Source organism: Kitasatospora sp. MBT66 (genome assembly GCF_000710405.2).
GTDB lineage: Bacteria > Actinomycetota > Actinomycetes > Streptomycetales > Streptomycetaceae > Kitasatospora > Kitasatospora purpeofusca.
Map to the genome: position 1 here is coordinate 211,630 of NZ_JAIY01000011.1, position 7,244 is coordinate 218,873.

The following is a 7,244-nucleotide window of genomic DNA, read 5'->3' on the forward strand; positions in this document are numbered from 1 at the left end:
GTCGGCGCCGCGCGCGGTGACCTGCCGGAGGCGTTCGCGCAGCGCCGTCTCCGTGAGTGCGCCGGCCGCGTCCGCGGCGGCGTAGCGGGCGTCCAGCCACTCCTGGTCGACCTGCTCGCCCGCGGTGCGCTCCGCCGTCCTCGCGCGGGCGAACCACGCCGCCGCGTCGGCCCGCTCCCCGCCGTGGCGCAGGCACAGGTCGGCGACGCCGTCCAGGAAGCAGCGCGAGAGCGCCGGCTCGGCGGCGGCGATCGCCTTCAGTACGGCGTCGACGTCGCGCTTCACCCACACCCGCCACGCCGAGGTGGCCTCCTCCAGGCGCTCGACGTACCGCAGCACCTCCTGCTCGCGGGCGGGATGCCCGGCGAGCGCGGACTCGGGGAACGGCATCGCTCCGTCGGCCGGCAGCCCGGTCGCCGCCAGGGCGCCGACCGGCTCCCAGCCCTGGTGCGCCATCAGGCGGTCGCGGTGGCGTGCGGCGTCGACGGTGGTGAGCAGTACGCGCTCCGCGTCGGGCAGGGCGGGGTGCCGGTAGCGGCGGGCGAGCAGCCCGCTGTCGCCCTCGGGCTCCCCTACGGAGGGCTTGAGTCCGGCCCGCGCCAGGGCCTCCGCCCAGGCGGCGTCCGCCGAGAGCAGGTCCACCGCCCGGTCCGGCACCGCGACGCCCTCGCGGACCAGCCGTTCGGCTTCCTGCTCGCACCTCCTGCGGTGCGCCTCGGCACCGGCGGCGAGCGCGACCAGCCCTGGCAGGCCGGGATGTCCCGCCAGCGCGGGCGGCACCTTCTTCAGGACCCGCCCGCGTTCGTTGCGGAAGACGAGCTTCGCGTCCTCCAGCCGCGCGACGTAACCCTGCGCACCGATCTCCCCGACCATGACCCGCCACTCCCCCGTGCTGTTCGGCGGCCGGGCAGTGATCGTCCGGCCGCTCCGGCAGCCTAGCGATCACCTCCGACAGGGCGACGTCGCTCCTGCATCGGTGTTCAAGGTCGACAAAGCGATGAATGTATGATCATCCGATGCACCACGATGTCATCGACGGCGTCCCCGTCATCTGGACCGAGACGCCCGGCCCGCTCGAAGCCACCCTGATGTTCGGCTGCGGGGTCCAGGACGAGACCTTCCGCACCCTCGGGGTGACGCACCTGGTCGAGCACCTGGCGATGAGCACGCTCCCCCGGCTGCACTTCGAGCACAATGCCTCCGTCAGCCTCTCGATCACCGACTTCACCTGCACCGGCCGCGCGGAACAGGTCGTCGACTTCCTCGCCCGCGTCTGCACCGCCCTCACCGAACTGCCCCTGGAGCGGATCGAGAAGGAGGCCGGAGTGCTCGCCGCCGAGGGCAGCGGCGTGGCCGACCCGGTCACCGGCGAACTGCTGTCGATCCGTTACGGCACCCAGGGTCTCGGGCTGGCCTCCTTCGGCGGACCCGGCGCGGACCGGATCCCGCTCGACGCTGTCCGGGAGACCGTCGCCCGCCACTTCCACGCCGGCAACGCCGTCCTCGCCCTGACCGGCCCTCCGCCGCAGGGCCTGCGCCTCCCGCTGCCCCCCGGCGCCCGCACCGCCCGCGCGCCGCACCCGGCCCCGCGCCGCACCGACCCGTCCTGGCACCGGGCCGACGTTCCCGGTCCCGGTCTGCTGCTCTCCTGCGACCTCAACGACCAGGCGATGCTGCTCGCCACCCACGTCCTCTCCCAGCGCCTGACCGACACCGTCCGCCACGAGCACGGCCTGAGCTACGACGTCGGCGGCACCGCCGTCTACGTCGGCCCCGGCCGCGGCGAGCGCAGCGTCCAGTTGGACGTCCGCGAGGGCCAGGAGAAGCGCGTCGCCGAACTGCTCTGGCAGGAGGCACTGCGCCTCGCCGAGGAGGAGCCCACCGAGGCCGAACTGGCCGAGGAGCGGCAGGCCGCCCGGGAGTTCCTGACCGACCCCCGCACGCTCGACATGGAGGTTGCCGAGCGCGCGGCGGACCTGCTGCTCGACGAGACCCATCTGGACGCCGCGACCAAGCTCGCGCAGCAGGCCGAGGTGACCCCGGCGCAGGTGCGGGAGGCTTTCGCGGCGGCGATGGAGACGGCGCTGCTGCTCGTGCCCCACCAGGTGGAGCAGCTGACACTCGGCCGGCCCGACCGCTCGGCCTTGCCCGCCGCCGACTGCTCCGAGCGCACCGCGCTGCCCGCCGGGCCGCAGTACCGGCCGCCGCTGCTCGCCCGGGCACGGTTCGGCGCGGCCCGTAAGGTCCGCCTCGTGGTGAACGCCGACGGCGCGTGGTGGCAGGACGAGGAGGGCCAGGTCCACGGCTTCCCGTACACCGAGGTGGTGGGTGTCGAGGTCCACGACGGCGGCCGCATCCTGCACGGCCTCGGAAACTGCTTCGTCCCCGTGACCCCCGAGCTCTTCGCCGGCCTCGGCCCCGCCCTCGCCGCCATCGACGCCGCCGTCCCGGAAACCCTGCGGTTCCCGCTCTCGGCCCTGCGCGCCACCGGGTGACCCGAGCCGGCGTCCACCGCCCCGCCACGGAACCGGCGTCCGTCCTTCCCGGGATGCGGCGCACCGCCTGCGCGCCGGCCGCCGCACACGGGAGATGACCCTCAGCCTGTTCGAGCCGGCCGAGGAGGGGTGGGTCCCGCACCGACCGGCCGCTTCCACCTCCGGTTCTGCCGATGGTGCGGGCCCGCCGCGTGTCGCGCGGTGGATCGGGTGGGGGGCGTCCACCGGCGGGGGCAGAATGAGGCATGCGCGCAAGCCCCGGTCCGGTCGGTCCGTCGTCGGTGGGACCAGGTGGGGCCGCTGTGCGGGGGGAGCACTGGTGGCCGGTTTCGGTGGCGGTGGTGAGTGCCGGGCTGCTGCACGTGGCGCTGCCCGCGTCGTACCGGGTGGACCCGGTGTGGGTGGTGCCGGTGGTGCTGTTCACCCTGCTGGTGGTGCTGGTCGTCGGCGATCCGGGGCGGATCGACCGGCAGAAGGCCTGGCTGCGGGTGGTCACCGAGACCGTGATCGCCTTCATCACCGCCTCGAACCTGTATGCCGGGATCCACCTGGTGTCGGACATCCTGACCGACAACAAGCTGTTCGCCGACAACGCCACCGGCCTGCTGGCGACCGGTGGCGTGACCTGGGTGACGAACGTGATCGCCTTCGCGCTCTGGTACTGGGACCTGGACCGCGGTGGCGCCGCGGCCCGTGCCCACCGGCCCGCCACCGGACCGGCGTTCGTGTTCCCCGAGATGCAGCACACGGCGTACGCACCGGCCGGCTGGGTGCCGGTCTTCGCCGACTACCTGTCGCTGTCCTTCTGGACCGCGACCGCGTTCAGCCCGACCGATGTCTCCGCGATCAGGCGGTGGGCCAAGCTGCTGATGATGGTCGAGGCCGCGACCTCCCTGATCGTGGCGACGCTGGTGATCGCCCGCGCGATCAACATCCTGCAGTGATCGACATCCTGTGGTGAGGCGGGGGTTCGCGGGTCCGGCCCCGGCTCGGACGGGCCGGGGCCGGACAGCGGGTCGGCCGGGTCAGCAGGGGCCGCAGCCGGGGGGCGGGCAGGCGGGGGCGGGCTTGACGCAGACGGTGACGGAGTCGGTGTTGTCGGCGCGGTGGAGGTCGGTCTCGGTGGCGTGCGCCGTCGCGGTGTTGGTGACGGCGCCCGGGGCGGTGGCCTTGGCCCGGAGGGTGAGGGTGGCGGAGGCGCCCGCGGCCAGCGTCCCGACGCTCCACACGCCGGTGCCGGGGGCGTAACTGCCGCTTCCCGTCTCGGCGGAGAGGAAGGCCAGGCCGGCCGGGAGGGGGTCGGTGACCGTGACGCCGGTGGCCGTGTTGGGTCCGGCGTTGCGGACGGTGACCCGGTAGGTGACGGTCTGGCCGACGGTGACGGTGGTCTCGTCGGCGGACTTGGCGACGCTCAGGTCGGCCGCCGGGAGGACCTCGGTGTCGGCGGGGCCGGAGGTGGCGGTGAGGGGTTCGGGGGTGGCGCCGAGCCGGTTCTCGTAGGTGGCGGTGGCGGTGTTGGTGAGGTGCCCGCCGGCGCTGTCCTCGTCGATGGTGACCCGGTACTCCACCGTGGTGCCGTTCGGCAGGGTGTCGGTGTTGGGCAGGCTGCCGCCGTGCCCGGCGGTGGCGCCGTTGCCGAGGTTGAACGTCACCCGGTTGGCCACCGGGTCGTAGGAGGCCTGGTCGTCACCCGGCCGGTCGGTCTTCGCCCCGGCGTTGGGGCCGTTGACGATGCGCAGGGTCCCGGGCAGGTAGGTGGTGCCGTCCGGGACGGTGTCGGTCAGGACGAGGGCCTCGGCGTTGCCACCGCCCTCGTTCCTGGCGACGATCCGGTAGGTGATGGTGTCGCCCACCTGGAGGGGACCGTCGGGGATCGCGGACTTGGTGAGGGTGACGGCGGGGGCGGTGCCGAAGAAGATGCCGTCGAGGAAGTTCCCCACCGACTGGTTGCCGCCGGCGGAGGCGACCGAGCGGAAGGCGAAGCGGGTGACGGTCTGCCCGGCCGGCACGGTGTAGGTGCCGGAGTAGAAGCCCCAGGCGGTGGTGCCGTCGGTGAACTGGCGCTGCTGGACGACCGCGGCGGGCCGGCCGATGTCCAGGGCCATGGTGTCCTGGCCGAGCCGCCCCCGGTGGTAGAGCCGCCAGTACAGCGTGGCGCCCGGGGTGGTGGGCAGGTCCTGGTAGAGGGTGGAGACCTGGTTGGCGTTGAGCTCGGCGAACTGGGCGCCGTCGGCGGAGGGGACGCCGTTGAAGCCGTCGTGCCAGAGCTCGATGAGGTGGTCGGTGGCGGTGGTCAGCCAGCCCGGGACGCGGTTCGGGCTCTGGGTCTGGGAGGCGTCGGGCAGCAGCGCGTTGCTGCCCGCGGCGACGGCGGGCTGCTCGAAGCTGCCGTTCACGAGAGTGATGCGGGACGGGGCGGGAGTGGTCACGTTCTTCCCCTTTGTTCCGGTGCCGGGATCCGGTGGCATCCGCCTTCAGGGTGCGGCAATGGTTCTTGTACGGACGAGAGCGCGGGCAGCGGCTCCCGGAGCACGCGTGGGCGCGAACCGCCCCGGATCGCGCCCCGCCCCGCCGCGGCCGCCGCGCGGTTCACCGTTCCGGCGGTTCCTGCCCACAGAGGCAGCGCCGACCAGCACCGGGGGCACCGGCCCCGGATTTCGTTGACGCTCCGTCAAGAGCTGGCCGAGGCTGGCCGCGGGCCGCACCGGCCCGCACCTCCCGTGCAGCACCAGCACTCCCCAGGAGCAGTGATGAACAGGATCAGGACCGCCGTCGTGGCCCTCGCCGCCGTGGCCACCCTCGGACTGGCCTCGTCCCCCGCCCTCGCCCAGAGCCAGGGCGACGACCGGGGCCAGGCCCAGCCGGCGCCCCGGCCCAAGACCTGCAACGCGAGCGGCGGCACCTTCTTCTGCGGCGGCGACTACGGCGACGGCAAGACCTACGTCACCCTCTCCGACGGCACCAAGCAGCTGTTCGTGATCGGCACCGACTTCAACGTGTGGACGACCTGGTTCCCGCCGAAGGGCGCGCAGGCCGCGTGGATGTCCCTGGGCGGCGACCACGACTTCGCCAACAAGGTCAAGATCGTGAACAAGAAGGGCAACGCCTTCAGCATCGGCTCGCGCTCCTTCACCATCGGCGCGGACCTCTTCCGCGACCGGGACGCCGGCGGCAACTGGGGCGGCTGGTGGACCAAGGCCGTCCCCCGCGGCTGACCTCCGGGGCCCCGACCCCGGCCCGGCCCGGCACACCGCGTGCCGGGCCGGGCTGGCATCGGGCAAGGACGCTTCTGCCGTCGGCGTCGCCCCTCGATCCGCACCCTTCGCTCGCGGACGAACTCCGTGGCCGCAGCGACACGGAAGAACTCCATAGGCGCCGGGGCCGGTTCTGCGGCAGGCTCGGAGGTCCGGGTCGGGCAGGAGCGGACGAGGTGGCGAACATGACAGGATCGACGGTGCGCGCGAACGAGACCACGGTGCCGGTGCTGCCGTGCGTGTCGGTCGACGAGACGCTGGAGTTCTACCAGGCGCTCGGGTTCGAGGTCACCTACAAGCAGACCCGGCCCTACGTCTACCTGGCACTGGAGTGGAGCGGGTTCGCGCTGCACTTCGGGACTCCGCCCAAGAACCTGGAGCCGAGCCACGAGGACGGCGGCGCCTGCCTGGTCCTGGTCGACGAAGTCGCGGCGTACCACGCCGAGTTCACCCGGGCCCTGCGCGCCGCCTACGGGCGGACGCTGTCCACCGGCCGGCCGCGCATCACCCGGTTCAGGCCGGGGGCCAGCCGCTTCACCCTCGTCGACCCGTCCGGGAACTCGATCATCTTCATCCAGCGGGACGAGCCCGCGGAACTGGAGTACGGCGGCTCGAAGGACCTCACCGGACTGGCCAAGGCGCTCGACAACGCCCGTGTCCTCAGCGAGTTCAAGAACGACGACCGTGCCGCGCTGCGGGTCCTGGTCACGGCCCTGCGCCGGCACGGGGACACCGCCGCGCCGTTGGAGGTCGCCCTGACGCTTGCCACCCTGGTCGAGCTCGCCACCGCGATGGAGGAGACCGACGGTGTCGACGAGTGGCGCCGTCGGCTGAACGCGCTCGACCTCACCGAGGCCGAACGTCACCGGGCCACCTACGGGCTCCGCGACGCCGAGGCGCTCCGGCTGCGGCGCGGCGGCGCGGCCCCGGGAGAGGGAACCGTCGGCACACCCTGACGTTCCGTCGGAGCGCGAGGCCGGCCGCCACCGGGCCGGTCGGGCTTCGCGCGGGTTCGTAGGATGGGGGCGAGGCTCCTGGGGAAGGGGCTCTGCCAGGGGATACGCGGCGGAGGATGCGTGATGGAGCAGGACGCGACGCGCCGGTTGCTCGGGCGGCAGCGGGAGGCGGAGACGCTGGAGCGGCTGCTGCGCGAGGTGCGCGACGGGCGGAGCCGGGTGGTGGTGCTGCGCGGTGAGGCGGGGATCGGCAAGTCCGTGCTGCTCGACCACGTGGCCGCCGGGGCGGCGGGGATGCGGGTGGTCCGCACGGAGGGCGTCGAGGCCGAGTCGGAGTTCGCGTACTCGGGCCTGCAGCGGCTCTGCGCCCCGCTGCTGACGCACCTGGACGGGCTGCCGCCGGTCCAGCAGGACGCGCTGCGGGTGGCGTTCGGCCTGAGCGGCGGGCCCGCGCCCGAGCTGCTGCTGGTCGGGATGGCGGTGCTGGGACTGTTCGCCGAGGCGGCGGCCGGGAGCCCGCTGGTGTGCCTGGTCGACGA

The 7,244-nt window shown here is 73.7% G+C and carries 6 protein-coding genes and 1 pseudogene; 5 read left to right on the plus strand and 2 right to left on the minus strand.

What is annotated here, in order from left to right:
• A pseudogene (locus BI06_RS51440) lies at positions 1-873 on the minus strand (hypothetical protein); the annotation flags it as partial.
• 143 nt (positions 874-1,016) lie between these two features.
• Here BI06_RS51440 and BI06_RS31720 point away from each other — a divergent pair.
• Both BI06_RS31720 and BI06_RS31725 read left to right on the plus strand, forming a co-directional pair.
• On the plus strand, positions 1,017-2,495 hold the full coding sequence (locus BI06_RS31720; RefSeq protein ID WP_043473981.1) for an insulinase family protein: 1,479 nt from the start codon (positions 1,017-1,019) through the stop codon (positions 2,493-2,495).
• A 341-nt stretch (positions 2,496-2,836) separates the two neighbouring features.
• On the plus strand, positions 2,837-3,439 hold the full coding sequence (locus BI06_RS31725; protein WP_149030544.1) for a hypothetical protein: 603 nt from the start codon (positions 2,837-2,839) through the stop codon (positions 3,437-3,439).
• Between the two features lie 81 nt (positions 3,440-3,520).
• Here the strand turns inward: BI06_RS31725 and BI06_RS31730 are convergent, their stop codons facing one another.
• The gene (locus BI06_RS31730; protein ID WP_030397293.1) at positions 3,521-4,924 is read right to left on the minus strand and encodes an isopeptide-forming domain-containing fimbrial protein; all 1,404 of its coding nucleotides are present in this window, start codon (positions 4,922-4,924) and stop codon (positions 3,521-3,523) included.
• Between the two features lie 321 nt (positions 4,925-5,245).
• Between BI06_RS31730 and BI06_RS31735 the strand changes: the two genes are divergently transcribed.
• The 3 genes from BI06_RS31735 to BI06_RS31745 form a co-directional block, all read left to right on the plus strand.
• Positions 5,246-5,710 carry a hypothetical protein gene (locus BI06_RS31735; RefSeq protein ID WP_030397292.1) on the plus strand — a complete coding sequence of 155 codons (465 nt, stop codon included), beginning with the start codon at positions 5,246-5,248 and terminating at the stop codon, positions 5,708-5,710.
• A 224-nt stretch (positions 5,711-5,934) separates the two neighbouring features.
• A complete protein-coding gene (locus tag BI06_RS31740; RefSeq protein ID WP_051742415.1) occupies positions 5,935-6,705 on the plus strand; it encodes a glyoxalase in 771 nt (256 codons plus the stop codon).
• A gap of 123 nt (positions 6,706-6,828) precedes the next feature.
• Positions 6,829-7,244: ATP-binding protein (locus BI06_RS31745; RefSeq protein WP_043473984.1), on the plus strand; the 416-nt coding region annotated here is incomplete at its 3' end.

Bases quoted from the DNA above. Each gene is read 5' to 3' on its own strand.
- BI06_RS31735 (WP_030397292.1), top strand. From the start codon at position 5,246: ATGAACAGGATCAGGACCGCCGTCGTGGCCCTCGCCGCCGTGGCCACC.
- BI06_RS31740 (WP_051742415.1), top strand. From the start codon at position 5,935: ATGACAGGATCGACGGTGCGCGCGAACGAGACCACGGTGCCGGTGCTG.
- BI06_RS31720 (WP_043473981.1), top strand. From the start codon at position 1,017: ATGCACCACGATGTCATCGACGGCGTCCCCGTCATCTGGACCGAGACG.